This window comes from Dyella silvae, from assembly GCF_026421305.1.
GTDB lineage: Bacteria > Pseudomonadota > Gammaproteobacteria > Xanthomonadales > Rhodanobacteraceae > Dyella > Dyella silvae.
This window is the reverse complement of record NZ_JAPJBQ010000008.1, coordinates 135,183-160,432: the sequence shown is the minus strand read 5'-3', so window position 1 is coordinate 160,432 and position 25,250 is coordinate 135,183. Positions and strand designations below refer to the sequence as shown.

The 25,250-nt window shown below is 63.0% G+C and carries 23 protein-coding genes and 1 other RNA gene; 19 read left to right on the top strand and 5 right to left on the bottom strand.

What is annotated here, in order from left to right; all coding sequences use genetic code 11:
• The first annotated feature begins 395 nt into the window (after positions 1-395).
• The 9 genes from OQE56_RS17420 (at position 396) to pgaD (ending at position 11,046) form a co-directional block, all read left to right on the top strand.
• Positions 396-1,499: an AI-2E family transporter gene (locus tag OQE56_RS17420; protein ID WP_267225946.1), complete on the top strand. Its 1,104-nt coding sequence runs from the start codon at positions 396-398 to the stop codon at positions 1,497-1,499.
• Between the two features lie 16 nt (positions 1,500-1,515).
• Positions 1,516-3,108: a TolC family protein gene (locus OQE56_RS17415; RefSeq protein WP_267225945.1), complete on the top strand. Its 1,593-nt coding sequence runs from the start codon at positions 1,516-1,518 to the stop codon at positions 3,106-3,108.
• The gene (locus tag OQE56_RS17410; RefSeq protein ID WP_267225944.1) at positions 3,105-4,235 is read left to right on the top strand and encodes an HlyD family secretion protein; all 1,131 of its coding nucleotides are present in this window, start codon (positions 3,105-3,107) and stop codon (positions 4,233-4,235) included. Before OQE56_RS17415 ends, OQE56_RS17410 begins: the two co-directional genes overlap by 4 nt.
• Positions 4,235-5,257, top strand: coding sequence for a DUF2955 domain-containing protein (locus tag OQE56_RS17405; protein WP_267225943.1), 1,023 nt, complete (start codon positions 4,235-4,237; stop codon positions 5,255-5,257). The genes OQE56_RS17410 and OQE56_RS17405 overlap by 1 nt, the downstream gene beginning before the upstream one ends.
• Positions 5,258-5,318: 61 nt before the next feature.
• Positions 5,319-5,699 carry a potassium channel family protein gene (locus tag OQE56_RS17400; RefSeq protein WP_267225942.1) on the top strand — a complete coding sequence of 127 codons (381 nt, stop codon included), beginning with the start codon at positions 5,319-5,321 and terminating at the stop codon, positions 5,697-5,699.
• 73 nt (positions 5,700-5,772) lie between these two features.
• Complete coding sequence (gene pgaA, locus OQE56_RS17395; RefSeq protein WP_267225941.1) at positions 5,773-7,752, top strand: poly-beta-1,6 N-acetyl-D-glucosamine export porin PgaA; 1,980 nt, start codon at positions 5,773-5,775, stop codon at positions 7,750-7,752.
• Positions 7,740-9,299, top strand: a complete 1,560-nt coding sequence (pgaB, locus tag OQE56_RS17390; protein WP_267225940.1) for a poly-beta-1,6-N-acetyl-D-glucosamine N-deacetylase PgaB — start codon at positions 7,740-7,742, stop codon at positions 9,297-9,299. Before pgaA ends, pgaB begins: the two co-directional genes overlap by 13 nt.
• Positions 9,300-9,307: 8 nt before the next feature.
• Entirely contained in the window at positions 9,308-10,567 is a 1,260-nt protein-coding gene (pgaC, locus tag OQE56_RS17385) for a poly-beta-1,6-N-acetyl-D-glucosamine synthase (protein ID WP_267225939.1), read from the top strand.
• Positions 10,564-11,046 (top strand): poly-beta-1,6-N-acetyl-D-glucosamine biosynthesis protein PgaD, encoded by a 483-nt coding sequence (gene pgaD, locus OQE56_RS17380; protein ID WP_267225938.1) that lies wholly within the window; start codon positions 10,564-10,566, stop codon positions 11,044-11,046. Before pgaC ends, pgaD begins: the two co-directional genes overlap by 4 nt.
• Positions 11,047-11,268: 222 nt before the next feature.
• On the opposite strand, the gene ssrA is transcribed toward pgaD, so the two are convergent.
• Positions 11,269-11,620: a transfer-messenger RNA gene (ssrA, locus tag OQE56_RS17375) on the bottom strand.
• 107 nt (positions 11,621-11,727) lie between these two features.
• Here ssrA and OQE56_RS17370 point away from each other — a divergent pair.
• Entirely contained in the window at positions 11,728-12,240 is a 513-nt protein-coding gene (locus tag OQE56_RS17370) for a GNAT family N-acetyltransferase (RefSeq protein WP_267225936.1), read from the top strand.
• Between the two features lie 6 nt (positions 12,241-12,246).
• Here OQE56_RS17370 and smpB read toward each other — a convergent pair whose 3' ends face one another.
• Positions 12,247-12,738 (bottom strand): SsrA-binding protein SmpB, encoded by a 492-nt coding sequence (gene smpB, locus OQE56_RS17365; protein WP_267225935.1) that lies wholly within the window; start codon positions 12,736-12,738, stop codon positions 12,247-12,249.
• An 85-nt stretch (positions 12,739-12,823) separates the two neighbouring features.
• Between smpB and OQE56_RS17360 the strand changes: the two genes are divergently transcribed.
• Positions 12,824-13,255, top strand: a complete 432-nt coding sequence (locus tag OQE56_RS17360; protein ID WP_267225995.1) for a type II toxin-antitoxin system RatA family toxin — start codon at positions 12,824-12,826, stop codon at positions 13,253-13,255.
• Positions 13,248-13,529, top strand: coding sequence for an RnfH family protein (locus OQE56_RS17355; RefSeq protein WP_267225934.1), 282 nt, complete (start codon positions 13,248-13,250; stop codon positions 13,527-13,529). The genes OQE56_RS17360 and OQE56_RS17355 overlap by 8 nt, the downstream gene beginning before the upstream one ends.
• Positions 13,530-13,544: 15 nt before the next feature.
• Here the strand turns inward: OQE56_RS17355 and OQE56_RS17350 are convergent, their stop codons facing one another.
• Positions 13,545-13,985 carry an outer membrane protein assembly factor BamE gene (locus OQE56_RS17350; protein ID WP_267225933.1) on the bottom strand — a complete coding sequence of 147 codons (441 nt, stop codon included), beginning with the start codon at positions 13,983-13,985 and terminating at the stop codon, positions 13,545-13,547.
• Between the two features lie 76 nt (positions 13,986-14,061).
• Here OQE56_RS17350 and fur point away from each other — a divergent pair, with 76 nt between their 5' ends.
• Positions 14,062-14,481, top strand: a complete 420-nt coding sequence (gene fur / locus OQE56_RS17345) for a ferric iron uptake transcriptional regulator (RefSeq protein ID WP_267225932.1) — start codon at positions 14,062-14,064, stop codon at positions 14,479-14,481.
• Between the two features lie 391 nt (positions 14,482-14,872).
• Here the strand turns inward: fur and OQE56_RS17340 are convergent, their stop codons facing one another.
• Positions 14,873-16,468, bottom strand: a complete 1,596-nt coding sequence (locus OQE56_RS17340; RefSeq protein ID WP_267225931.1) for an MASE1 domain-containing sensor histidine kinase — start codon at positions 16,466-16,468, stop codon at positions 14,873-14,875.
• A gap of 68 nt (positions 16,469-16,536) precedes the next feature.
• Between OQE56_RS17340 and OQE56_RS17335 the strand changes: the two genes are divergently transcribed.
• Positions 16,537-17,172, top strand: a complete 636-nt coding sequence (locus OQE56_RS17335; RefSeq protein ID WP_267225929.1) for a response regulator transcription factor — start codon at positions 16,537-16,539, stop codon at positions 17,170-17,172.
• Positions 17,173-17,382: 210 nt separating this feature from the next.
• On the opposite strand, the gene recN is transcribed toward OQE56_RS17335, so the two are convergent.
• On the bottom strand, positions 17,383-19,053 hold the full coding sequence (recN, locus tag OQE56_RS17330; protein ID WP_267225928.1) for a DNA repair protein RecN: 1,671 nt from the start codon (positions 19,051-19,053) through the stop codon (positions 17,383-17,385).
• A gap of 194 nt (positions 19,054-19,247) precedes the next feature.
• On the opposite strand from recN, the gene hrcA reads away from it, so the two are divergent.
• The 5 genes from hrcA to dapB all read left to right on the top strand — a co-directional run bounded on the left by hrcA (position 19,248) and on the right by dapB (position 25,207).
• Positions 19,248-20,300, top strand: coding sequence for a heat-inducible transcriptional repressor HrcA (gene hrcA, locus OQE56_RS17325; RefSeq protein ID WP_267225927.1), 1,053 nt, complete (start codon positions 19,248-19,250; stop codon positions 20,298-20,300).
• An 84-nt stretch (positions 20,301-20,384) separates the two neighbouring features.
• On the top strand, positions 20,385-20,918 hold the full coding sequence (gene grpE / locus OQE56_RS17320; protein WP_267225926.1) for a nucleotide exchange factor GrpE: 534 nt from the start codon (positions 20,385-20,387) through the stop codon (positions 20,916-20,918).
• A gap of 159 nt (positions 20,919-21,077) precedes the next feature.
• On the top strand, positions 21,078-22,997 hold the full coding sequence (dnaK, locus tag OQE56_RS17315) for a molecular chaperone DnaK (protein WP_267225925.1): 1,920 nt from the start codon (positions 21,078-21,080) through the stop codon (positions 22,995-22,997).
• A 131-nt stretch (positions 22,998-23,128) separates the two neighbouring features.
• Positions 23,129-24,256, top strand: coding sequence for a molecular chaperone DnaJ (gene dnaJ, locus OQE56_RS17310; protein ID WP_267225924.1), 1,128 nt, complete (start codon positions 23,129-23,131; stop codon positions 24,254-24,256).
• A gap of 147 nt (positions 24,257-24,403) precedes the next feature.
• Positions 24,404-25,207, top strand: a complete 804-nt coding sequence (gene dapB / locus OQE56_RS17305; RefSeq protein WP_267225923.1) for a 4-hydroxy-tetrahydrodipicolinate reductase — start codon at positions 24,404-24,406, stop codon at positions 25,205-25,207.
• The last annotated feature ends 43 nt before the right edge of the window (positions 25,208-25,250 follow it).

Sequence of the window (25,250 nt, the reverse complement as noted above, 5' to 3'; positions counted from 1 at the left end):
GCAAAAGATCTTGCGTGGCGGTAACACGTCACGTGCTGCCCACCATCGAACGGGGCGGTTGGGCGGCACCCTGCAAGAGCGGTTTTACTTTAGCGCCTCACGAAGTCAAAGGCAGGTGGCGCGGCTTCGTCTGGCGCGGATGCCTGGCGCCTGCGTGGCGCTAAGTAGATCTACTTATTGCCCGCAGGCTGGCGGCCAAGTGATGATCCATGCGTCCGGAGAGCAGCCCGCGGCTAAGGATTGGAGCGCCTCCAGGGGCCTGCGCCTTCTCATGGCAAACACGCTGGGTGACGGATTATCGCAGCGCCGTGCTAACGGGCTGGCCAGTTCTGCTCTCGTCGAAGGGCTGGCTTACCGCTTGAGTATCTCTGCTGCAACATGCGAGGAGATCAACGATGCTGACGACGCCGGTTTCCGAAAAAACGTTGTCCCGAGGCATGCTCGATGTATTGATTCGCGCAGGTCTGATCGTCGTTCTGGCCGTGGTTTGCTTCCGCATTTTCTATCCGTTCGGCAGCCTGCTCGTGTGGTCGCTGATTCTGGCCATCACGCTCTATCCGCTGCATTTGCGCCTGCGCAAGCACATAGGCAACAAGGATGGCCTGACCGCCACGCTTCTCGTACTGATCGCGCTGCTCATACTTGCCATTCCAACGTATTTCTTGTGTGTCGCGCTGATCGGCTCGGCCAGCCATGGGCTGGAGATCGTCAAAAACGGAACCTTCAGCATTCCGCCACCCTCCGAGTCGGTCGCTGGCTGGCCACTGGTGGGAGGGAAGGTTTATGCGTTCTGGCTCCAGGCTTCCACGAATCTGACCGGCCTGATCCAGACGTTCACGCCGCAACTCAAGGAAGTAGGTGTTGCCTTGCTTCATGGCGCCACCGGGGTGGGCGCGGGGCTGATGATCTTCATCTTCGCGCTGATCATCTCGGGCATCTTCATGGCCTATGGTGAGGAGTCCAGGCGCAGCGCCGTTCGCATTGCATCGCGCATCTTTGGCGTCGAGGGCGGCCCGAAAATCACGGAACTGTGTGCCGCCACTATCCGCGCGGTAGCTCAGGGCGTGGTCGGCATCGCCTTTATCCAGACGCTCCTGGTCGGGGTCGCCTTCATTTTGAAAGGCATTCCTGGGGCGGGCCTGCTGGCGCTGGCGGTGTTGCTGCTCGGCATCATGCAGCTACCGGCAACGCTGATTACCGTGCCGGTGATTATCTGGGTCTTCGCCACCGAAGGCTTCTCGGTGATGGCGATCGTGTTCGCCGTCTATGTTTTTATCGCAGGACTGGCGGACAACGTGCTCAAGCCTCTGCTGTTGGGGCGCGGCGTCGACGTGCCGATGCCGGTGGTGCTGATCGGTGCGCTGGGCGGCATGGTGACCGGCGGCGTCATAGGCCTGTTTATCGGCCCGGTGGTGCTCGCTGTCGGCTATCAACTGTTCTGGCGTTGGGTCGACGACCAGCCGCAGGCCGACGCGCCGGTCGAGCCAAAGCAGCCTTGATGCTGCCGGACACTCCATGGTGCCGCGCCTCACTGGTTTGTCCCGACTAGGGCTGGCTTGCGTGGCCTGCCTCACCGGTTGCGTGATGGTGGGCCCGGACTTTCATCCTCAGCATGAGGAGTGGGTTGAACATTGGGACGACCCGGTCTTCGAGAAGGCCATATCGCAGCAGTCGCAACCTGATTTCAGCCAGTGGTGGCATGTCTTCGGTGATCAGAATCTCGAGCGCCTGATGACGGAAGCCGATGCCCATAACGCCAATCTGAAGATCGCCGGGTTGCGCGTGCTCGAGGCACGCGCACAACTGGGCATCGCCCAGAGCGGACGTTACCCGCAGGTGCAGCAGATCGGAGGCGACGCGCTCTATACAAAGAGCAAGCATTCCGGGGGCGGTGGCGCCAATTCGAGTGGCTCGTGGCAATACGGCGTGGGCTTCGATATCGGCTGGGAGCTGGATTTCTGGGGCCGATTCAGGCGCGCCATCGAGGCCGCGAATGCGTCGTACTTTGCGTCGCAGGCCAACCATGACGCTGTGCTGGTGCTGCTCCACGCGCAGGTGGCCGACACCTACTTCACCATGCGTACGGCGGAAGCGCGCCTGAAGATCGCCCGCGAGAACGCTGCATTGCAGAAGCGCAGCCTCGAAATTACTGACGCGCTGTTCAAAAGCGGTCAAACCGATGAGCTGGATCTTCAGCAAGCCAAGACGCAGTACCTCAGCACGCTGAGCACCATCCCCAACTTCGAGAGCCAGATCACGCTGGCGCAGCATGCCTTGTCCACGCTTATCGGGCGCCCGCCCGGGCCTTTGCCTGAGTTGAATGAACAGCCCGGCAAGGAGGGCGTGATCCCGCTCGTCGATCGCGCGGTATTGCAGGATGTGCCGGCAAACCTGTTGCTTCGCCGCCCCGACGTGCGTGCCGCCGAACTGTACATGGCCTCTCAATCGGCGCTGATAGGCGTTGCAAAGGCAGATCTCTATCCGACCGTCACCCTGTTGGGCACGCTCGCCTGGAGCGCGAGTTCATCGTCGGGAACACCCAGCTCGATCCTGAGCGCCAGCGAGGTGGCGGGGTCACCCAGCAAATTGGCTTTGGCGGTCGGCCCTAGCGTCACGTGGAACGTGTTCGACCACGGCAGGATCGTCAACAACGTGCGCGTGCAGGACGCTCGCTTGCAACAGCTGACCGTCGCCTATCAGGACACCGTGCGTCAGGCCGCTCGCGAGGCTGACGATGCGGCCACCGGACTGATCGCAGCGCTGCAGCGCGACAGCGCTCTTTTCGATGCTGAAAAGGCCGCGAGCCGCTCGCTTTCACTTGCCAACACCGTCTATCGCGAAGGCTACTCGGACTTCGAGCGTGTACTCGATGCACAACGCGCCCTGGCTGCCCAGCAGGACGCCTACGTCGTGAACCGCAGCAATGCCGTCGGCAGCCTTATCGCCCTCTACAAAGCGGTTGGTGGCGGCTGGCACACGGAGCAGCCGATGATCGATCCGGCAACCCGTGAGCAGATGGAGCAGCGCACGAACTGGGGCGACCTGATCAAAGAAGAGTCGAATGCCCCATCCACCACCGTCCCAACGCCTGCAGGCCAATCCCGATGAGCGATGCGTCGTCACCCGCTGCGGCTGCGCCGCCATCACCACCGCCCGCGGCTGAGCCCTCCGGCAAGGGGGTGAAATGGGTGCTCGTGCTGATCGGCATCAGCTTCCTTTGGTACCTGCTGGCCGATCGCTACACCCCCTATACGCAGCAGGCCCGGATACAAGGCTTTGTCATTCCGGTGGCTGCGGAAGCGGCGGGGCGCGTGACCCGGGTGTTGGTGCACAACAATCAGGAAGTGCAGGCGGGCGAGGTCCTGTTTGAAGTGGATCCGGAGCCTTACGAAATCGCCCTGGTGCGCGCGCGCGCCGATCTGGAAACGACACGCCGCCAGCTGGGTGCGAGCACGGCCGGTATCGACGCAGCCGTCGCAGGGCTGCGCGCCGCCCGCGCCAACGAGCTCAAGGCGCAGCAGGACAGCGATCGACTGGATCGCTTATACCGTGAGGACAAAGGCACCGTGTCGCTGCGCCGCCTGGAAGTTGCGCGTGCCACCTACGAACAGGCGGTGAGCCAGGTCAGCGCCGCCGAGGCCGACGTCGTGCGTGCGAAAGAGACGCAAGGCGGCAACGAAGCCGTGAATGCTCAGATACGCGCTGCCGCCGCGGCGGTGAAGAAGGCTGAGCTGGATCTCTCCAATACTCGTGTTCGCGCTCGCTCGGCGGGGCTCATCACCGATATGCGTACCGACGTCGGTCAGTACGCCGGGGTGGGCAATCCGGTCATGACGCTGATCGCTATCCACGACGTATGGGTGAGCGCAGACATGACCGAGAACAACCTGGGCCACCTTGAGCCGGGTACGCCGGTCTCGATTGCGCTGGATTCACGGCCAGGAGAGCTCTTCACCGGCCGGGTCCGCAGCATCGGTTATGGCATCAACGTGGGCCCGGGGCCGGGCACACCGCCTGGCAGCCTGCCGACCGTGCAGAACAGCCGCGACTGGCTGCGGCCGGCACAGCGCTTTCCGGTCATCGTGGAGTTCACGCCGGGAGCATCCGTGCCGATTCGTGACATTCGTGTCGGTGGGCAGGCTGAAGTGATGGCGTTTCCAACGAAGGGCAATCCGCTCAATCCATTGGGTCGTGTATTCCTGCGTGTCATGAGCTGGCTTTCCTATCTCTACTGATGGACATCGCACTCGACAAACGATGGCTACTGGGGCAACGCGCGCTTCGCCTCGGGGTGGGCACGGCGCTCTGCCTCGCCGCCAGTTTCGGCATGGGCCTGCCCATTCCCATGGTGTCGCCGGTATTCGCCGTGTTCCTGCTGGCGATGTTCAATCAGCCGCTTTCCTTGAAAGAGGGATTGGGCCTGGTGTTGGTCGTGGCGTTAACCACGGGCACCGGCCTGTTGCTGACACCGTTGCTTCGCTACTACGCGTTTGCTGGCGTGCTGCTGATCGGCTTGTGTCTGTTCCTTGCCTTTCGTTACAACATGCGCGGCGGCAACAGCCTGGTCACTACGTTTCTCGTGGTGGGCCTGACCATGATTTCCGCCGCCGGCACAGCGGAATTCAAACTGGCCGTCACGGTCGTAGAGGCCTTGCTCAAGGGGCTTTTTCTTGCCGTGCTGGTGCTGGCACTCAGTCACCTGCTGCTTCCGGACCCTGCCGGCGCACCCAAAGCCCCATCTCCCCAGGAACTGTCGAAAAGTGACGCCTCGCGTCTGGCGTTGCGTGCCACCCTGGTGGTGTTGCCGGCGTTTCTCTTTGCGCTGACCGACCCGACAACCAACATGCCCGTCATCATGAAGGCAGTCAGTCTGGGCAGGCAGAGCTGCACGACAACGACGCGCAGTGCCGGCATGGAGCTGCTGGGATCCACGCTGCTCGCCGGCGCGATGGCGATTCTGTTCTGGTTCGCCCTCAAGTGCTTTGTGCACCTGTGGATGTTTTTTCTGTGGACCTTGCTGTTCGCCTTGCTGGTGGCACGCAAGATCTATTCGATAAGCCCGACCCGATACACCCCCAGCTTCTGGATCAATAGCCTGGTAACCATGATCATCCTGCTGGGCCAATCCGTGCAGGATAGCCTGGCCGGAAAAGACGTCTATACGGCCTTCGCCGTACGTATGACGCTGTTTATTGCCGTCACACTCTATGCCTACCTGATGGTCCACCTGCTCAACACACATCGCCGCTTTCGATAAGGCGATAGCCGTTGGTTGCGGCGCTTCGATGCGTGCCATGCATAACCGTGAGGCTTTCATCATGGAATCCAAGACAAAATCCACCATCTACCGCATGAAGGCCCGCGACGTCGTGGCAGAGTTCTTTGAAACTCTGTGGTTTTTGCGAATGATCCTTGCCTTCCAGCTCGTGCTCTTTGCCCTGTTGACCATCGGCATGTTTTACCTGGGCGGACCCGTAGCCACATCGGATCGATCGCCGTCGTCGTTCATGGACACCCTGTATTTCTGCAGCATTACCGCACTCACGATCGGCTATGGCGACGTGGTGCCTACGACGACGCTTGGCCACATCGATGCGTTGCTGCTCGGCCTGAACGGGTTGCTGATCACGGGTATGGTCATTGCCGCGGCGGTGCGCAGCATCCAGGAGACCGCGCGCGAGGCCGATAAAAGCCGCTAGAAGAGCATGGGCAGGATGCAGATTCCAGGGAGTTCACACGTCGTTGAGACTCGTTGGTTCGGAATGACGAACCATGCAGCTCACACTCTGGACCCGTCAGGTTATTTGCCTGTCCATCGCCTTGTTCCCCGTCTGCGCTGTGGCGGGGGGCAAGAGTGATGAGGATCTCCAGATGCTCAGTGAAGGTCTTCGCATCCTTGCCCGCTCACCCGATGACCAGCACGCGCGAGCTCAAGTTTTCCAGGCTACGCGGGACCTCGGCTTGTTCGAGTGGGCGACCAGGTTCGCGCCCGTCGACCATCGGCAACTGGATCGCCAGATCGAAGGTGACCGCCTGGCGCTGACGATCCGTTATGGCGTCATCGATCGTGACACGCTGTGCGGCCCCCATCGTTTTGATCGTCTCGACAGCGCCCTGGCATCAACCGATCAGCTGGAAAGCACATTCCTCGGCGGGTATTCACCCGATCAGGAGGACCTTCGCCGCCTTGGCGATCGCATCATTGCGTTGCACGAACGACGCCGCGATGGTGACGCCGTTCGGCTTTACGAGGCGATGCGCCAGCGTGATCTTCGAATTCCCAGCTGGACGCTGAGGGAAGTGGCCGGCAGTTATCTCAACGTGAGAAGGCCCGCCGAAGCGGTAGCGCTCTATCAAACAGTGCTTGCCGAACATCCCGAGGATTTCGAGGCCCACATGGGGCTGGTCTATGCATTACTTGACATGCATGACGCTCCTTCCGCCATCGACACCATTGATGCGTATGCGGCGGGTCTTCCGGAGCGTCGCCGCCTGGACGGTAAATACAATGGCGAACGCTGGGCTGCGGACGTCTTGTCGGATCGTGCACGCATCGATGCCAATCGGCTCGATGAGGCGGAGCAGCGGCTAGCCGTGCGATGGTCCGAGGCGCCATTCAATGGGGAAGTGCGCCGTGCGATGGCCAGCCTGGCCCACGCGCGGGGCTGGCCGCGTGATGCGCAGCAGCGGTTGCAAGGCGTGACCGCAATGGCACCGTGCGACGCGGGCGCATTTGCCGAACTGAGTGAAACCGCGCTGATCACCCAGGATTGGGAGAGGGCGCGCCAGTCGCTGCAAGTTGCGCAGACCCTCGATCCGGACACCAGCGCGGTGCGGCGTGCCGACACGTCGATGGCGCTGCATGACCGTTATGAGCTGCGCGTGGACGTGAACTACGAGCACTCTCAGGCGAACAACTCACACGCGTCGGACTACTTCGGCAACGACGACTGGAACGCGGACACCACACTCTACGGCCCACCGATGGGGGAGTACTGGCGCTGGTATGCCCATAACTACATCGCGCTGGCGGACTTCTCCGATTCCTGGGTCCGATGGAACCGGACTGGCGCCGGTGTCGAGTGGCGCTGGCTCAACTGGCGCCTGGCGGCCGAGGTGAATGGCGGAAACGTGGGTGGCACGGGAGGTAACGCGTCGCTCCGCTGGGCGCCGGATGACCATTGGAGCATCGACGCCAGTGCGAACTATCGTACAAACGACATCCCGTTGAAGGCGGTGGCCGAAGGTATTTATGCGAACGATGTCAGCCTCGGCGTCAACTGGCGCCTGAACGAGTCTCTGGGTCTTTCGGCAGTAACAACGCGCACTAACTTCACCGACAGCAACAAGCGTACGGCCTGGTCCGTTCAATGGGAGCAGCGCTGGGTCAGCGAGGCCCGCTGGACCGTCGAAACACTGCTGGCCAGCAGTGGATCCACCAACACGCTCTCTACGCCTGCGAGCTATTTCAATCCCCGCCATGACCATGATGTGCTGCTGACAGGCATCGCCGAACATGTCACCTGGCTGGACTACAACTATCGCTTCACGCAGCGCGTGGAACTTGGCGTCGGGCGCTATTGGCAGGCTGACTATTCGCCGGGAAACATGACCTATCTGCGCTATGGCCACGCATGGGATCTGGGCGGCCCGGTGGAATGGCACTACGGCGTCGCTGTGGTGAGACGCCCGTATGATGGCGTCCAGGAAACGCAGTTGCGCGCGGATATCCACCTGCTATGGCGATTCTGATGCGGCGTCTGGTGACCCTGATGCTCGCGCTGTTGCTCAGCACGGCGCTGCGGGCAGGCGCGCAGGGCGACTTTGTGGCGCTGTGCTACCACGAGGTGACGGGAGATGATCCCCAGCCGTACTCGTCGACGGCGATCAGTGCGCGGGAGCTCGCCGCGCACTTCGCCTGGTTGCAGGCCAATGGTTACCATCCCGTCAGCATCGATGCGATCCTGGCGTCGCGCCATGGTGGGGCACCGCTGCCTGACCATGCCGTCTTGCTCAGCTTCGATGATGGCCTGGCGAACGTCTACTCGCGCGCCTACCCACTCCTGAAACTCTTCCACTATCCGGCAGTGGTCGCTCCCGTGGGGGCCTGGATGGACCTTCGGCCGGGTGACACCGAGGAATACGGAAGCAGCAAGTTATCTCCGGCGGATTTCGTGACGTGGGACCAGCTGAAGGAGATGCAGCAGTCAGGGCTGGTCGAGGTGGCGACGCATTTGTACCAGCAGCACCTCGGCATCGTGGCCAATCCGCAGGGCAACCGCGAGCCGGCTGTCACCGCGCGCCTGTACGCCGGTGGGATGTATGAGGGGGATGCCAGCTACGAGCGGCGCATGCGCGACGACCTGATCAAGGCACGCGACCAGATCGACGTGCATCTTGGTCGCCCACCGCGCGTGGTCGTGTGGCCCTACGGCCGCAGCAATCGCGTCGCGCAGGACATGGCCGCCAGTCTGGGCATGCCCATCGGACTGTTGTTGGAGACGGATGTGGAAACGGGGCCGCAATCGTTGCTGACCATCCGCAGGCACCTGATACAGAACCCCGCCACCCTGACGCACCTGGCGGAGATAATGCGCGAAACGTGGCCACCGCCACCGCGCAGAGCATTGGGTGTCGATCCTACGGAATGGCCGGCGCACGATGAGAGTCGCCTCTCGGCAACGCTGGACCAGTTGCTGGTCATCCAGCCCAACATGGTTTTTCTCCCGCCCGTGCGCTCGACGGCGTCCGGACAGGTCGCCCTGTTTCCCACCAGCCAATTGCCCGTTGGTCCCGATGTGCTCAATCGCATCGCGTGGCAAATCGAATCACGGACCGGTGCCGCAGCGTACATCGACGTACCCGATGTTTGGCTGGATAACCCTGGATTGTTGGAGGACCTGGCACGTTACGTCCCGTTCCAAGGACTGCGTGTGAAGGCTTCCCCAGGGAGTGCCTCAGCGGAAGCCTTGCGCCGAGCCGCAGGCCGTTGGCGCTGGCCGGTGCATCTTGTTTATCGCATGGCGTCCTTGCCCAGTCCTGAAGTGTGGAATCAGTTGCCTGAGGGGGATTGGGTGCAGTTGCCTGCGAACGACGCGGTGCTGGCCGGCCTTCCCATCGCCGCCAGAGGCCACGTGATTCTGGTGTTCGACGCCACGGCGTCTGCACACGCCACGGCGCGCACGATGCGATCGCTGGAGGCCAAGGGCTTCGGCGATTTTGCTATCGATGAGCTTCCGCCGCGCCTCGACGACGAGGTGCGGCAGGCGTTCTCGCCCCGAAGCGAGCCTCTCCGGTGAGTACGCTCATGCAAATCTGGGCGGTGGTCGCCCATATCGCCAAGGGGTATCTCCTTCTCTATCCCCTGACGATGTCCTTCATCTGGATGTTCGGTGCCATCGTCTTCTACCTGCGGTACGAACGAATACCGCATCGCATCGTCAGCCAGCCACCTGACCTGGCCGACTACCCGCTGGTGGCCGTGCTCATCCCGTGCCACAACGAGGAGCGCAACATCGAGGAGACGATCGGGGCACTCATGCATTCGAAGTACCCCAACTACGAAGTCATCGCGATCAACGATGGAAGCACCGATCGCACCGGCGAAGTCCTGGATCGCTTATCTCAGCGTCATGAAAGGCTTCGGGTCATCCACCTCGTGAAGAATCAGGGCAAGGCGGTCGGGCTGAACACGGCGGCTCTGCTTACCCGCGCGGACTTGCTGATCGGTATCGACGGAGACGCCTTGCTTGACCCATGGGCGGTGCACTGGCTCGTTCGTCACTTTGAGCGGCCGTCCGTGGCTGCGGTCACGGGCAACCCGCGGATGCGCAACCGCTCTACCTTGCTGGGCCGCATCCAGGTAGGCGAGTTTTCCGCGATGGTGGGCATGATCAAGCGCGCCCAGCGATCCAACGGCGCCATCTTTACGGTGTCGGGGGTGGTCGCTGCGTTTCGTCGAAGCGCGTTGCATGAAGTCGGCTACTGGACGCCGCATCGCCTGACCGAAGACGTCGATGTGTCCTGGAAACTTCAGCTGGCCGGTTGGGAGCTCCATTTTGAGCCAAGGGCGCTGTGCTGGATCCTGATGCCTGAAACGCTGGGTGGCTTGTGGAAGCAGCGCTTGCGATGGGCCGCGGGCGGTGCCCAGGTGATTCTTGGCGGCTGGCGACAAATCCTTGGCTCGCGCGGCGCCTCGTTGTGGCCCATGTACGCCGAATACTATCTGGGCGTCCTCTGGGCGTGGCTTTTTGCCATCGCACTGACCTATCGCTGCATCGATCTGGTGACCGCCTGGGTGGATTTGGGAAGCTCGGCGATCCTGCTGCCAGGTCCACTGGGTGTCGTTCTGGGATCGGTCTGCCTGGCCCAGGTGCTGATTGGTTTTTTCCTCGACCATCCTTACGACCGAGACCTGTGGCGCAACTATGTGTGGGCCATCTGGTATCCCGCCGCCTTTTGGCTGATCGCGGCGGCCGCGGCGGTGGCCGGCACCCCGGTTGCCTTGCTCAGAGCGAAGGGCGAACGGGCCCGCTGGCACAGCCCCGATCGGGGGGTGGGGAAATGAATCAACGAACGCTGATCATTGAGAAACCCGCATCCATTCCTTGGCGCCGGCGCTTTCTCGCGGTCCTGATAACGCTGGCGGCATGGGCTCTGCTGTCGCTTACGTGGCTACCCATCTTGCGGGAGCTGTTGGCGCTGGCAGGCCTCCACGTGGCCGTACCAGGCATAGTCAGGGGCGCAATCCTCAGCGCTTTTCCGATCGGCAGCCGCATCGGGATCGCGCTGATCGCGCTGTCGCTGGTGAGCATCCTCGGCAGGCAGCTGTGGGACATCCGGAGCGAGTCCAGGCCGTATTCCGGCCATTGCGCCGCGCCCGTCACCCTGGGCCAGCTGGCGGCCGTAGCCTCGACCTCCGAACCTTGCCTCACTCAATGGCAGGCGGCGAGGACGCTCTACGTGGAGCATGACGATCACGGCCAGATCCGCAATGTCAGGCCCGGCGTCAATGGATCCGGTGAAGTACCAACGGACCACGGTTAGGCCGTCGCTGCATTCAACCCATAGCGAACGTGCGTGCAAGATTCTATTTTTTGGATTTAGCCAGCTGTCACTGGCTCCACCACAGTGCGGCTGGATTCGCGTAAAGCAGCGTAGATTCAAAAAGGGGATCTAACGGCCTGGATTTCGCTGACCAAGATCGACCAGGACAGGCCAGTAAAAGAAAAAGCCACCTAAGCAATGTCATTGCTTAGATGGCCGTATTGGTGGAGGTGGCGGGAGTCGAACCCGCGTCCGAAGGCGTTTGACGCCCGGTACTACATGCTTAGCTCACCGTTAGATCTCGTCCCGCGACAGCACAGTGTGCGAAGCGCATCGAAGGACCAGCCTGCTTGATTTAGCCCTTACCGACAGGCGGCAGCTTCGGGCGATCTCGTGATAATGACCCTACATCCACGAGCACGAGCACAAGTGGGTTCGGGGCTAGGCCTTAAGCGGCCAGAGCGTAGTTGTCGTCGTTGGCAACTATAAGTTTGCTGCTGGATTAACGAGGAAAGCTGCCCCCTCGGCATGCACCAAGCTATCTCACTACCCCCGTCGAAGCCATGACACCCCCGGGGAAACTGAAGCTGGTCAGTCAGTATATGTAGGCAGCGGGGCTTTCATCAAGGCGGTATGTCGCCGCTATGGTGGCGGCACGGACCACCACCGGAAGGGAAGGCCATGCTGCGGATTCGTCAGGCGGGGCTGCACGATGCGGGTGTGTTGACCGACTTGCGTTGCGCGTTTCTGGAAGAGGAGCTCCATCAGCAGCTGCCAGGAGGCTTTGCTGACCAGTTGCGTGCATGGATCGAAGAAGCGCTGCCAGAGGGCCGCCTGCTGTTCTGGCTGGCCGAGGTGGATGGACGCGCTGCCGGTTGCGTGGCGGTGCATCCCTACTCGCACATGCCTTCGGCGTATTTCCAGCGCGGTGTGGGCTGGTACGTACTCAACATGTACGTGAAGCCGACCCATCGGCGGCAAGGCGTTGCTGCCGCCTTGCTCGCCTCGCTCGGCGGTGCGGCGAGGGAGCAGGAGATTGATTCGTTGAACCTGCACTCGACGGCCGCCGCACACCGCATCTACGAGCGCTTCGGCTTCGGCACGTCAGTGGATGCCATGAACATGACGCTGCACGAAGGCGTGGCCGGTCTGTCAGAAGGCGAACCGGGCTCCTGGCGGGCGGGGTCAGGCTGAGCGACGTCAGGCGTGCTTGTTGTGGGCGCGCATGGTGCGCTGTTTTTCGCGCTGCCAGTCGCGCTCTTTCTCGGTGTCGCGCTTGTCGTGTGCCTGCTTGCCCTTGGCCAGGCCGATCTCCACCTTCACCTTGTTGCCTTTCCAGTACATGGCCATGGGGATGAGGGTGTAGCCCTTGCGCTCGACGGCGCCGATGAGCTGGTCGATCTCAGCACGATGCAGCAGCAGTTTGCGCGTGCGGCGGTCATTGGCGACCACGTGGGTGGAGGCGCTGATCAGAGGAGGAATGGACGTGCCCACCAGCTGGATCTCATTGCGGATCACCATGGCGTAGCTGTCGCCGAAGTTGATGCGGCCGGCACGCAGCGATTTCACTTCCCAGCCTTGCAGCTCCACGCCGGCCTCGAAGCGCTGATCGATGTGGTACTCGTGGCGCGCACGCTTGTTGAGCGCAATGGTGCCGCCCGCGTTTTTGTCTTTGTCCTTAGGCTTGGCCATGTCCGTTAAACTTCGGGCTGTTCGCCCTGATGATGATCCGGCCGCTGGTGCGGGGATCTTAGATAATGCTCAAGAAGAGGCTGAAGTGATCGAAATCCGCCGCAGCGCCCTGGTGAGATATTCGCCGGTCCAGATGTTTGACCTCGTGAATGAGGTCGAAGCATACCCAAAGCGGTTCCCCTGGTGTGTCGACTCCCAGGTGCTGGAGCGTGGCGATGATGTGCTGGTGGCCCGGCTGGATCTCAAGTACGCCGGTTTTCGTCAGAGCTTTACTACGCGCAACAGCACCGAGAAACCGAAGCGCTTGCGCATGAATCTTGTCGATGGTCCATTCCGCAGCCTGGATGGACTATGGGAGTTCATTGCGCTGGGCGACGTCGGCTGCAAGGTGTCGTTTGCGCTTGATTTCGACTATGCCGGCAAGTTGGGAGGCACCGCGCTGAAGCTGGGCTTCCAGGGACTGGCTGGCCGCATGGTCGACGATTTCTGCCGCGAGGCGGAGCGAACCTATGGCTGAGCAGATCACCGTGGAAGTGGCTTATGCGGGGCCGGTCAGTCAGCTTGTGCGTCGCGTGGCCGTACCTGAGGGCAGCACGGTGATGCAGGCCATCGAGGCTTCCGGCATCGCTCAGGCGGTTCCCGGTCTGGTGATCGACCCGGCGCGGCTGGGCATCTTTTCGCGCAAGGCAACGCCGGATCAACGGGTGGGCGAGGGCGATCGGGTGGAAATCTACCGGCCGCTCACGCTGGACCCCAAGGAAGCCCGCCGACGCCGCGCCCACGAGGGCTGACGCCGGCACAGGGCCTTACTTGCCGCCGTCGTCCTTCTTTTCGGGGGCGCCGCCATCGGTGCTCTTGTCACCCTTGGTTTCGTCCACCGGATAGCTGGCGTGGTACTTCTTGGTGTCGTCGACCAGCTTCTGGGCGTCTTCGGCAAAGAAATCGCCTTCGGTGCGCACCAGCGCGTCGTTATTGAAGGTGAGCGTCAGCGTATGGACTTTGATGTCGCCGCCGCGATGCTGCTCGGTGGAGACGTAATCCCACTGGTTCTGGTTGAAGGGCGAATTCACCGACGGTGAGCCCATCAGCACCAGCACCTGGCGCTTGGTCATGCCCGGCTGCAGCTGATCCACGGTCTTCTTGTCGAGCAGGTTGCCCTGGTGCACGTCTGGGGTATAGATGAGGCGGCAGCTGGCCAATGACAGGGCCAACAAGGCAAAACCCAGCGTGCGAATCAGCTTATGCATGCGTGTTGCGTCCGGATCGTAAAGGTGTCGGATGATACACTAACGGCCTTGTGGCGCCGTGTGCGTGGAGCTTGCTATGGAACAGGAAACCAAAGAACTGCGCAAAGCCGGGCTTAAGGTCACCCATCCCCGCATGCGCATCCTGCAGATCTTCGAGGACGAGGAGGCACCCCACCACCTCACCGCCGAAGACGTCTACAAGCGCCTGCTGGCCGACCAGGAAGACATCGGGCTGGCCACCGTCTACCGGGTCCTGACCCAGTTCGAGGCAGCCGGCATCGTCGTCAAGCACAACTTCGAGGGCGGCCAGGCCGTCTACGAACTGGACCGCGGCAAGCACCATGACCACATGATCGATGTGGACAGCGGAAAGGTCATTGAGTTCGTCAGCGAGGAAATCGAGCGCCTGCAGCATGAAATTGCTGCCCGCCATGGCTACGTTATCGAGGACCACAGCCTGGTGCTGTACGTGCGGCCGAAACACCGCAACAAGTAAGCCTGTCCCCTCAGGGAATGGATCGAGGCCGGTGGCGGAAACGCCGCCGGTCTTTGTTTTAGCGGTATGGGGGTTCCAGGCGGTGCCGGACGCGCGCCATGGCGGGCCAGGAGGGCAGGCCGAAAAGCGCCCATAAAAAAAGCCGCGGGAGGACTCCTGTCCGCCCTACGGCTTGATCCGTTACCGGATGGCTCCAGAGAAAGGCGAGTTGCTCGCGTAACCTGGTTTTGCCACCGATACCGGCGGAACGGCATCCTGCCGTTCTTCATGCCCACCGTCCCCACGGTTGGCATGGCTCACCATCTTGCGATGGTGGCTCCCCCACATCGATGGATCCAGCGTAACGAAGCCTTCACACGCCGGGTATCGGAATATTTCCTATGTAACCGTCTTAAGTGCGAGCTACGTCACTAGTTTGCGTGTTGCTTCGCAACAAAATTCGTAGGTGAACGCCCTGCGACTCGGGGCGCACCCGGAAAAGCCCACCCAGCGAAGTTACCCGGTCACGCATGCCCTGCATGCCTCGGCCGCCGCGCGGCATGCGGGCGGGCAGGCCGATGCCGTTGTCGCGGATGTCGAGCAGGGCCAGGGCTACGCCTTGCCGCTCGCCAATGCGCAGGCGCAGCTGGAAGGTGTCGGCGTGCGCGTGCTTTACCGCGTTGGTCGCGCTCTCCTGCACCAGCCGATAGACCACCGTACGCGTATCGTCATCCAGCAGGCGCGGGTCGCCGTGCAGGTCGGTGCGATAGGCCACGCCGGCGGCGTTGAGCAGGTCGCGGATCGGACCCTCGTCCAGCGCGCGCAGCAAGCCGAATTCGTCCAGTACGGCAGGACGCAGATCATCGAGCAGGCGATGCAGCGCGCGGCGCATGTGGCCAAGAATGGTGTTGATCGAGATGCCGATGTCGTCCATGCCCGCCTGCGCCAGGCGCGACTGGGCCAGTTTTAGATGGGTCTGGATCGCCGTGAGATTCTGGCCCAGTTCGTCGTGGAGTTCTGCCGCCATGTGGCGGCGCTGGTTTTCTTCAGTGCGCAAGTTGCCGCGTGCAGCGTCGCGTAGCTGGCGCGCGAGATGGTCGAGGCGCCGATTCACCGCGGCGAGATAGACGTTCTGCTCGGCCACGCGCTCGCTGCTGCGGCGTAACGCATCGGTGGCGGAGCCAAGCATCAGGGCGCCGGTACCCGCCACGGCAAGGAACAATTCGCCCGCGGCGCCGGGGGCGCCGTGACCTGAGATATGGTCCACCAGGGTGATACCCAGGCTGGATATCAGCATGGCCAGGCTGGCGCCGCGCCAGCCATGTCGGAAGGCGAAAAACAGCACAGGGGCAAGCGACAGCACGCGTGCGAACTGAGGTTGCGGTGCTTCGTGCGAGGAAAGCACCAGCAGTATCGCGAGCGACGGCAGCAGCACCAGCAGGCCATCCATCAGCAACCGGCCGAACGCGCGCTTGCCCATGCGCGCGCGAAACAGCATGACCAGCAGCGGCACCACCAGCAGCACGCCGACATAATTGCCCAACAAGTCCTGGCCCAGCGCCTGCATCATCAGGTCGGAGGTCGGGCTTGCGTGTACCAGCGCCAGCAGCACGGCATCGGTAGCCGTGGTGGCGGCCACGGTGAACGCTGCTGATAGCAGCAGGCGGGCGACATCTTCCGGATCGCGCAGACTGGCGTGGAGATTGGCGCGCCGCATCAGCCACAGGCAGATCACCACCACGATGGGTTCGGGCAGTTCACCCAGCAAAAAGCCCGTCCAGCCCATCGGCATGCCATGGACCACCGCGATCAGGCCAGTGGCGGCGAACTCCGCAACCAGCAGCCAAGGCCACGTCCGGGCCGGAGCCAGCAGCAGGGCGCCGAAGCGCAGGCCGTAGGGCAGCATCCAATAGGGCTGTTCAGTCGGCCACAGCAGCAACCAGAGCAGGAAGTAGCCAATGCCCAGCAGGAGGCTGGAATCAGGCAGCAGAGAGGATTTAGATCGCATCGGGCGATGGTACATGGCGTTAGCGGGGGTATAGGCGGCCGTCCCCCGGGCTGCTATACATGCAGCCCATGTACAGCATCGTCCTGGTCGATGACCATGCCATCGTACGCGAGGGGTTCAAACGGCTGATCGAACTGGAACCGGATCTGGAGGTGGTTGCGGAGTGTCGCAGCGCCGACGATGCGGTAGAAGCGGTTGGCACGCGGCGGCCTGATCTCGTGGCGCTCGATCTTTCACTGCCCGATGGCAGTGGCTTGCCGTTGATCGAACATCTGCGCAGCGTGGCGGCGGACACGCGCATCGTGGTGCTGAGCATGCACGACGGCGAACCCTACGTTTCCGAGGCGCTGCGTCGCGGCGCCAGTGGTTACGTGACCAAGGGCGTGGCGCCGGAGGAGCTGGTGGCCGGCCTGCGCGCCGTGATGCAGGGCGAATGTTTCCTCAGCTCGGATTTGCGCAAGCGCCGTGCCGAGCGGCCGAGCGAAGCGCGCGATCCGATCCATCGGCTCACGGCGCGTGAGCGCGAAGTGTTCCTGTTGCTGGCTGCGGGGCGTGCGCCCAAGCAGGTGGCGGGTGAGTTGGGTATCGGCCAGAAAACCGTCTATATCCACCGCGCCAGTCTGATGGGCAAGCTGGGCGCGGGTTCGGAACTCGATCTCTATCGCATGGCGGCCGAGCGCGGCTTGCTGCCGCGCAAGAACTGAAGGCTCAGCCGTCCGGCAAGGCCGCGATCATTTCGCTCGTCATTCCGGCGCAGGCCGGAATCCAGTAGCGAGAGTGCGCGGTTTTCGCCACAGCCTGCACACGGATTAGCGATAGCCCACCCGCGCGGTCACTGGATGACCAGCCTTCGGCTGTTGTGAAGCGCTTCCGGCCTGCGCCGGAATGACGGCTTAGCAAGGGTGATGGGCGCCTTAGACCTGCGCCCGCTCCAGCATCTGCTTGGCGTGTGCCTTCGTCTCGCGAGTGATTTCCACGCCGCCAAGCATGCGAGCCAGTTCATCACGGCGACCGTTGGCATCCAGTTTCTCGATGCGCGTACGCGTGGATTCGCCATCGCTGGCCTTACTCACGCGCAGATGCGAATGGCCTTGCGCGGCAACCTGAGGCAGGTGGGTGACGCACAGCACCTGACGCTGCCCGCCAAGCGCGCGCAGCTTCTGGCCAACCACTTCGGCCACGGCGCCGCCGATGCCGGTGTCGACCTCGTCGAACACCATGGTGCCGATGGTGTCTTTGCCCAGCGTGGCCACTTCAATGGCGAGGCTGATACGGGCAAGTTCACCGCCTGACGCCACCTTGCGCAGTGCGCGTGGCGGCTGTCCGGGGTTGGCGCTGACCAGCAATTCGCAACGTTCGCGGCCCTGAAGATCGGGGTCGCTGTCGGTGGTGGGTTCCAATTCGACCACGAGGCGTCCGCCACTCATGCCCAGTTCGCCCATGAGTGCGCTGACTTCGCTGCCGAGACGAGCCGCTGCATCCTGCCGGGCATGGCTGAGCTTCGCGGCGTGTTCGTCGTATTGCTGATGTAAGCGCGTGCGTTGGCTGGCGAGTTTCTCCAGCGCGTCGCCGGCGCCTTCCAGCTCGTCGAGTTCGAACCGCAGCGTGGCCGCTTTATCGTGCAATTCCGGCACGGGTACGCGGTGACGGCGCGATAGTTCGTGCAGACGGGTGACGTGGGTGTCGACCTCGGCGTAGCGCTCCGGGTCCAGATCCACGTCCAGGGCGTAGCGGCCGAGGCCATCGGCGGCTTCGCTGAGCTGGATGGAGGCGTTGTCGAGCAGGTCCAGCATCGGTGCGAGGCGGTCGTCCAGCGGTGCGAGCTTGCTCAGCTCCAGCTGGGCGCGGCCCAGTGCGCGGCGCAGGGCGAATTCGCTTTCGCCATCGAGCAGTTCAACCACGCTGCCCGCACCTTCAGCGAGCCGGCCGGCATTCGCCAGTCGCTTGTGGCTGGCTTCCAGCTCACTGAGTTCGCTGGCAGGTAGCGCCCACTTTTCCAGCTCGCCCAGCTCGTGGGTGAGCATCTCGATGCGTTGTTCCCGGTCATCGCCGCCGCTGAGTTTCCGGATGCGGGTACCGAGCTCACGCCATTGCTGCGCCAGCTCGCGCACTTGCGCCACCAGCGCTTCGTTGCCGGCATAGGCGTCGAGCAGCTCCATCTGATGGGCGCGCGACAGCAGCGCCTGGTGTTCGTGCTGGCCGTGGATTTCCACCAGCAACGTGGCCAGTTCGCCAAGCTGGCTGGCATTGGCGGGGCGGCCGTTGATCCATGCGCGCGAGCTGCCTTCGGCTCGGATCACGCGGCGCAGTTGGCAAGTGTCGTCCTCGTCCAGCTCTTCGCGGTGCAGCCAGTCGCGGGCTTCGGGGAGATGGGTCAGGTCGAATTCGGCGGTGAGCTCGGCGCGGTCGCTGCCGGCACGCACCATGCCGCTGTCCGCACGGGCGCCGGCCAGTAGCATCAGGGCGTCGACCAGCAGGGACTTGCCGGCGCCGGTCTCGCCGCTGACAACGGTAAGACCAAGGCCGAAGGCGATCTCGGCTTCTTCGACGACGGCGAAATGACGAACGTAGAGCGAAGTGAGCATGGGCGATGGCGTGGTGAAGTCGGGAGATTGTAAGGGGGAGGGGATGGGAAACGGGTAGTGGGGTCTGAGCCCGGACGCCCGAGCCGTGTCGCAGCGCTCGGTTGTCACGCTTCCGCAACCCACTCCCCAGCCCCATTCCTTGCAAACTTTTCCGCCAGACCTTATTTCTTCTCTGTCTCACGGATTGCTACAGCATGCTCACCGCCCAACTCGATGCCCGCGCACGCCGCCTGTTGCGCACATTGATTGCCCAGTACCTCGCCGACGGCGAGCCTGTGGGGTCGCGCACGTTGTCGCGTTCGTCCGGCCTGGACGTGAGCCCCGCGACCATCCGCAACATCATGGCCGACCTGGAAGAGGCCGGCCTGGTGGCCTCGCCGCATACCTCGGCTGGCCGCGTTCCCACGCCGCGCGGTCTGCGCCTGTTCGTGGACAGCCTGATCGAATTGCAACCGCTGCCGGTGGACGAGATGGCGCGTCTGCGCCGCGAGCTGCCCCCGGGGCCGACCACCACCCGCGACCTGCTGGGCAATGTGTCGACGCTGCTGTCGGCCATGACTCGTTTTGCCGGTGTGGTGACGGTGCCGCGGCAGGTGGACTTTCCCCTGCGGCATATCGATTTCGTGTCGCTGCCCGATGCCCGCGTGCTGGTGATCCTGGTATTTGCCGACAACCAGGTGCAGAACCGTATCGTCCAGCTGGCCAAGCCGCTGGACGGCCGCGAGCTTGAGCAGGCGGCCAACTATCTCAACACCCAGTTTGCCGGTCTGCGCCTGGACGATATCCGGGCTCATCTGCTGCGGGAGCTGCGCGAGGCGAGTGGCGAGCTCAACCGGCTGCTGTCGAGCGCGGTGGAGCTGGCGGCGGCCTCCTTTGCCCCTCAGAGCGAGACCGATGACGTGCTGGTCAGCGGCCAGACCAACCTGATGGGGTATTCGGAGCTGGCCAATCTGGAGCGCCTGCGCGAGCTGTTCGAGGCGTTTCAGCAGAAGAACGAGCTGCTGCAGCTGATGGAGGTCTGTGCCAAGGCCCCGGGCGTGCGGCTGTTTATCGGCGAAGAATCGGGCTTTGCTGCGCTGGAAGGGTGCAGCGTGGTCACTGCCAGTTATGGTGCCCAGGGCCGTGTGCTGGGGGCGGTTGGCGTGATTGGTCCTACCCGGATGGCTTACGATCGGGTGATCCCGGTGGTGCAGGCGACGGCCGGTTTGCTCAGTGACGCCTTGAATCGCGCCGCTACGACCTTATAACGCGCTCGGGAGGCGGGGTTTGCCCGCAAGTGATTGACGGTTGGTGCCTGGCGCACCGGCCACGGATGAGGCTTGGAGTTATTCATGCAGAGCAACGATCCAAAGGCGCCCAACGAGGCGCAGGGCAATGGCGCGCAGGGCGAAGTGTCCAGCGCGGAACTGGAGGCACTGAAGGCGCGCATCGCCGAGCTGGAAACCAGCAACGTGGAGCTGCGCGACACCGTGCTGCGTGAAAAGGCCGAAATCGAGAACCAGCGCCGCCGCCTGCATCGCGACGTGGAGCAGGCTCGCCGCTTCGCCAATGAGAAGCTGCTGAACGAGCTGCTGCCGGTTTACGACGGCCTCGAGATGGGCCTGCAGGTGGAAGGTGGCGACGTGGCCAGCGTGCGCGAGGGCATTGCGCTGACGCTCAAGTCGCTACTGAAGATCGCCGAGAACAATGGCCTGGTGCAGATCGATCCGGTGGGTCAGCCGCTGGATCCGGAGAAGCACCACGCCGTGAGCATGGTGGAGGCCCCGGGCGCGGCCCCCAACACGGTCGTCAACGTGCTGCAGAAGGGCTACGTGTTGAACGACCGGCTTCTGCGCCCCGCGTTGGTAGCGGTCGCCAAGGAGTGACACCACAGCCGACGGTCGAGGACGCCTGAACGGCGTCCCCTGTCGGCCATGGTGGAAGGGCTTTCGGGGTCTTGTCGGCATTGAGATGCCAGACGCACAGCCCCATCTAGAAACCAGTCGCGGCCGAGGGGTCGCTTAAAGCATTCGGGAGTAGACAACATGGGTAAAATCATCGGTATCGACCTGGGCACGACCAACTCGTGCGTCGCCGTGATGGACGGCACCACCGCCAAGGTCATCGAGAATTCGGAAGGCGATCGCACCACGCCGTCGATCGTTGCTTTCACGAAGGACAACGAAGTCATGGTGGGCGCGCCGGCCAAGCGCCAGAGCGTGACCAACCCCAAGAACACCTTCTACGCAGTGAAGCGCCTCATCGGCCGCAAGTTCACTGACGCGGAAGTGCAGAAAGACCTGCACATCGTGCCCTACGGCATCATCGCGCATGACAACGGCGACGCCTGGGTAGAGACCTCCGACGGCAAGAAGATGGCTCCGCAGGAGATCTCGGCCAAGGTCCTCATGAAGATGAAGAAGACCGCCGAAGATTATCTCGGCGAGACCATCACTGAGGCCGTGATCACCGTGCCGGCCTACTTCAACGACAGCCAGCGCCAGGCCACCAAGGACGCCGGCCGCATCGCCGGTCTCGACGTCAAGCGCATCATCAACGAGCCGACCGCGGCTGCTTTGGCTTATGGCCTCGACAAGAAGGGCGCCGATCGCAAGGTGGCCGTGTACGACCTTGGCGGCGGCACGTTCGACGTGTCCATCATCGAAATCGCCGAAGTCGACGGTGAGAAGCAGTTCGAAGTCCTGGCCACCAACGGCGACACCTTCCTGGGTGGCGAAGACTTCGACATGCGCGTCATCGATTACCTCGTCGAAGAGTTCAAGAAAGACCAGGGCATGGACCTGCGCAAGGATCCGCTCGCGCTGCAGCGCCTGAAGGACGCCGCCGAGCGCGCGAAGATCGAGCTGTCGTCCAGCCACCAGACCGAAGTGAACCTGCCGTACATCACGGCCGATGCCTCCGGTCCGAAGCACCTCAACATCAAGCTGACCCGCGCCAAGCTGGAAGCGCTGGTGGAAGATCTGATCAAGCGCACCATCGAGCCGTGCCGCACCGCGTTGAATGACGCCGGCCTGCGCGTGTCCGACATCAGCGAGGTGATCCTCGTCGGTGGCCAGACCCGTATGCCCAAGGTGCAGGAGTCGGTGAAGGACTTCTTCGGCAAGGAGCCGCGCAAGGACGTGAACCCGGATGAAGCCGTCGCCGTTGGCGCCGCGATCCAGGGCGGCGTGCTGGGCGGTACCGTAAAGGACGTGCTGCTGCTCGACGTCACCCCGCTGTCGCTCGGTATCGAGACGATGGGTGGCGTGATGACCAAGCTGATCGAGAAGAACACCACCGTGCCGACCAAGGCCTCGCAGGTGTTCTCCACCGCCGACGACAACCAGAGCGCCGTCACTGTGCACGTGCTGCAGGGTGAGCGCGAGCGTGCCAGCGCCAACAAGTCGCTGGGCAAGTTCGACCTGCAGGGCATCGAGCCGGCGCCGCGCGGTATGCCGCAGATCGAAGTGACCTTCGACATCGACGCCAACGGCATCCTGCACGTGTCGGCCAAGGACAAGAAGAGCGGCAAGGAACAGAAGATCGAGATCAAGGCCGGTTCGGGCCTGTCCGAGGAAGAGATCGCCCGCATGGTGGCCGACGCCGAGGCCAACAAGGAAGAAGACAAGAAGTTCCACGAACTTGTCGCCACCCGCAACAAGGCCGATCAGATGGTGCACGCCACCCGTAGCGCTCTGAAGGAGCACGGTGGCAAGGTGCCGGCTGACCAGCTGAGCAGCATTGAGGGCGCGCTGTCTGATCTGGAGAAGGTCAAGGACGGCGACGACAAGGGTGCCATCGAGTCCAAGATCGAGAAGCTCGAGCAGGTGGCGCAGGCGCTGTACGCCGCGGCTCAGGGCGGCGCTCAGGCTGAGCCGGCCAGTGCCCACGCTGGCTCGCACAGCGCGGCGCAGGACGACGTGGTCGATGCCGAGTTCACCGAAGTCAAGGACGACAAGAAGTAATATTGGCCGGTCGGCGCTGCCGATCTGACGCAGCCCGCGTCCGGACTTGAGTCTGGCCGCGGGCTGTTTGCTGAGGAGACATGGATCGCCTGGATTCATGTGCAAGAGAGCGATCCATGCCGGATGCAACAATGAGCAAGCGTGATTACTACGAAATCCTGAGCGTTGAACGTACCGTCACCGAAGGCGATCTGAAGAAGTCCTTTCGCCGCCTGGCGATGAAGTTCCACCCGGATCGTTGTCCGGACGATCCGCATGCGCAGGAAAAATTCAAAGAGGCCAAAGAGGCCTACGAAGTGCTGTCGGATCCGCAGAAGCGGGCGATGTACGACCAGCACGGCCATGCCGCTTTCGAGCACGGCATGGGTGGTCGCGGTGGCGCCGGCTTTGGCGACATGGGCGACATTTTTGGCGATATCTTCGGCGACATCTTCGGCATGGGCGGCGGTGGCCGTGGCCGCGTGCGCCGTGGCTCCGATCTCCGCTACATCATGGAACTCGATCTCGAGGAAGCCGTATTTGGCGTCGAGAAGAAGATCGAGATTCCCACACAGGTCAACTGCCACCATTGCAACGGCAGCGGCTCGGACGATGGCAAGACAGTGACCTGCAAGACCTGCGCAGGCCATGGCCGCGTACGCATGCAGAACGGCATTTTCTCCATCCAGCAGGCATGCCCGCATTGTGGCGGGAGCGGTCAGGCGATCGAAAAGCCCTGCAAAGAATGCGATGGCGAAGGTCGCCTGGAAGAAACCCGCACGCTGTCGGTGAACATTCCCGCCGGCGTGGACAACGGCGATCGCATCCGCCTGGCCGGGCAGGGTGAGGCGGGTGGCTCGGGTGCCGAAGCGGGCGATCTCTACGTGGAAGTGCGCGTGCGCGAGCACGCCATCTTCCAACGCGACGGCAACGACCTGCATTGCGAACTGCCTATTCGTTTCTCGCAGGCGGCGCTGGGCGCCGAGCTGCAGGTACCGACGCTGGAAGGCGAGGTGCCGATCAACATTCCGCCGGAAACACAGACCGGCCAGATGTTCCGCTTGCGCGGGCGTGGCGTGAAATCCGTGCGCAGCAGCCGCACGGGTGACCTGATCTGCCGTGTTGTGGTGGAAACGCCGGTACGCCTCACCAAGCAGCAGCGTGAGCTGTTCGAGCAACTCGAAAACACCTTTGCCGATGGTGAAGCCGACAAGCACACCCCGCGGGCGAAGACCTGGGTGGATGGCGTCAAGCAGTTCTGGTCGCGCGTCACATCGTAAGAAGCGAGAGAAGTGAGATGTAAGGAGTGAGAAATGAGAGTGGCGAGCCCTAGCTCTCTCTCACTCCTCATTTCTCTTCACTCACTCCTGTCCTTTTGCCGTTAGCATCCGCTCGCACCTCATCACTAGTCCGGCAGGAGTTTTCGCATGGCCAGTTCCGTTCGTCTCGCCATCAATGGCGCCACTGGCCGCATGGGGCAGGCCTTGCTCGCATTGGTGAAGCAAGACGCGCGCTTCACCCTGGTGGCGGCTTTGACCTCGCCCCAATCGCCAAAGCTGGGGCAGCCGGTGTTCGCGGGCGAGAACGGTCTTCATTTCACGCATGGGTGGCCCGCGGCGGGCGCGCTCGACGTGGTGGTGGACTTCAGCGGGCCTTCGGGGCTGGCTGAGGCGCTTACGTATTGCGAGTCCCACAGCGTCGCGCTGGTCACGGGTACCACGGGCCTCGATGCAACCTTTGCGCAGCGGCTCAACGCATCGGCTCAGCGTATTGCGCTGCTGCGTGCGGCCAACTTCAGTCTCGGTGTAGCAGTGCTGACGCGCCTGCTGCGCGAGGCCGCGGCTGCGCTGCCCGAATGGGATCTGGATATCGTCGAGGCGCACCACAACCGCAAAGAAGACGCACCGTCGGGCACGGCGCTCGCACTTGGCGAGGCTGCCGCTGCGGCGCGCAACACGTCACTTCGCGAGAGTGCCGTCTACGCCCGTGAAGGGCGTACAGGGCCTCGCGAGCACGGCACCATCGGCTTCGCCGTGGTGCGCGGCGGTGACGTCGTCGGCGAGCACGAAGCCTTGCTGATGGGGCAGGGTGAGCGACTGGAACTGGTGCATCGCGCGACGGATCGTTCCATCTTTGCGCGCGGAGCCCTTGAGGCGGCGCATTGGCTCAGTGGTCGCGATGCTGGCGACTACGATCTTGATGCCATGTTGGCGGAGCGCTCGGCGCGCTGACCATCGGGCCCATGCTTCATCTCCCCTTTGGGGTGGTGCTTGC

Bases quoted from the DNA above. Each gene is read 5' to 3' on its own strand.
- pgaA (WP_267225941.1), top strand. From the start codon at position 5,773: ATGCAGCTCACACTCTGGACCCGTCAGGTTATTTGCCTGTCCATCGCC.
- OQE56_RS17335 (WP_267225929.1), top strand. From the start codon at position 16,537: ATGTACAGCATCGTCCTGGTCGATGACCATGCCATCGTACGCGAGGGG.
- fur (WP_267225932.1), top strand. From the start codon at position 14,062: ATGGAACAGGAAACCAAAGAACTGCGCAAAGCCGGGCTTAAGGTCACC.
- smpB (WP_267225935.1), bottom strand. From the start codon at position 12,738: ATGGCCAAGCCTAAGGACAAAGACAAAAACGCGGGCGGCACCATTGCG.
- OQE56_RS17400 (WP_267225942.1), top strand. From the start codon at position 5,319: ATGGAATCCAAGACAAAATCCACCATCTACCGCATGAAGGCCCGCGAC.
- pgaB (WP_267225940.1), top strand. From the start codon at position 7,740: ATGGCGATTCTGATGCGGCGTCTGGTGACCCTGATGCTCGCGCTGTTG.
- dnaJ (WP_267225924.1), top strand. From the start codon at position 23,129: ATGAGCAAGCGTGATTACTACGAAATCCTGAGCGTTGAACGTACCGTC.
- OQE56_RS17355 (WP_267225934.1), top strand. From the start codon at position 13,248: ATGGCTGAGCAGATCACCGTGGAAGTGGCTTATGCGGGGCCGGTCAGT.
- hrcA (WP_267225927.1), top strand. From the start codon at position 19,248: ATGCTCACCGCCCAACTCGATGCCCGCGCACGCCGCCTGTTGCGCACA.
- dnaK (WP_267225925.1), top strand. From the start codon at position 21,078: ATGGGTAAAATCATCGGTATCGACCTGGGCACGACCAACTCGTGCGTC.
- OQE56_RS17350 (WP_267225933.1), bottom strand. From the start codon at position 13,985: ATGCATAAGCTGATTCGCACGCTGGGTTTTGCCTTGTTGGCCCTGTCA.
- OQE56_RS17370 (WP_267225936.1), top strand. From the start codon at position 11,728: ATGCTGCGGATTCGTCAGGCGGGGCTGCACGATGCGGGTGTGTTGACC.
- OQE56_RS17405 (WP_267225943.1), top strand. From the start codon at position 4,235: ATGGACATCGCACTCGACAAACGATGGCTACTGGGGCAACGCGCGCTT.
- OQE56_RS17415 (WP_267225945.1), top strand. From the start codon at position 1,516: ATGGTGCCGCGCCTCACTGGTTTGTCCCGACTAGGGCTGGCTTGCGTG.
- pgaD (WP_267225938.1), top strand. From the start codon at position 10,564: ATGAATCAACGAACGCTGATCATTGAGAAACCCGCATCCATTCCTTGG.
- dapB (WP_267225923.1), top strand. From the start codon at position 24,404: ATGGCCAGTTCCGTTCGTCTCGCCATCAATGGCGCCACTGGCCGCATG.
- OQE56_RS17340 (WP_267225931.1), bottom strand. From the start codon at position 16,468: ATGCGATCTAAATCCTCTCTGCTGCCTGATTCCAGCCTCCTGCTGGGC.
- pgaC (WP_267225939.1), top strand. From the start codon at position 9,308: ATGCAAATCTGGGCGGTGGTCGCCCATATCGCCAAGGGGTATCTCCTT.
- recN (WP_267225928.1), bottom strand. From the start codon at position 19,053: ATGCTCACTTCGCTCTACGTTCGTCATTTCGCCGTCGTCGAAGAAGCC.
- OQE56_RS17420 (WP_267225946.1), top strand. From the start codon at position 396: ATGCTGACGACGCCGGTTTCCGAAAAAACGTTGTCCCGAGGCATGCTC.
- grpE (WP_267225926.1), top strand. From the start codon at position 20,385: ATGCAGAGCAACGATCCAAAGGCGCCCAACGAGGCGCAGGGCAATGGC.
- OQE56_RS17410 (WP_267225944.1), top strand. From the start codon at position 3,105: ATGAGCGATGCGTCGTCACCCGCTGCGGCTGCGCCGCCATCACCACCG.